General features: G+C 47.7%; 1 protein-coding gene. It reads left to right on the top strand.

Features of this window, described 5'->3' with window-relative positions:
- Positions 1-333, top strand: a 333-nt coding sequence (locus tag ACODST_RS27870) for a hypothetical protein (RefSeq protein WP_488935356.1), incomplete at both ends; no start/stop codon positions are given.

Genomic DNA, 333 nt, shown 5'->3' with positions numbered 1-333 from the left:
TTACTTCAGGTTCAGCGACGATAACCGTTAACCCTTTACCTCAGGGAAGTTTAACCGCCAATGGTCCGTTTTGTGTAACAGGCACAGGTCAGTTAACTTTTACAGCAACAACAGGTACAGGACCTTACACGATTGTGTATACTGAAAACGGCGGTGCCAACCGAACTGCAAGCGGTGTTGTAAGCGGTACGCCTTTTACTCCTTTTACCAGTCCCGTTACCGCTACGACCACTTATGCTATAGTTTCGGTTACAGATGCCCATTGTACCCGCAGTTCTGGTTTTACAGGTGGCTCAGCTGCGATTACAGTAAATCCATTGCCGCAGGGAAGTT

The sequence above is a fragment of the Flavobacterium sp. FG19 genome (genome assembly GCF_057809475.1).
The sequence above is the reverse complement of the archived record's forward strand: the minus strand, read 5'-3'. Positions and strand labels throughout refer to the sequence as shown.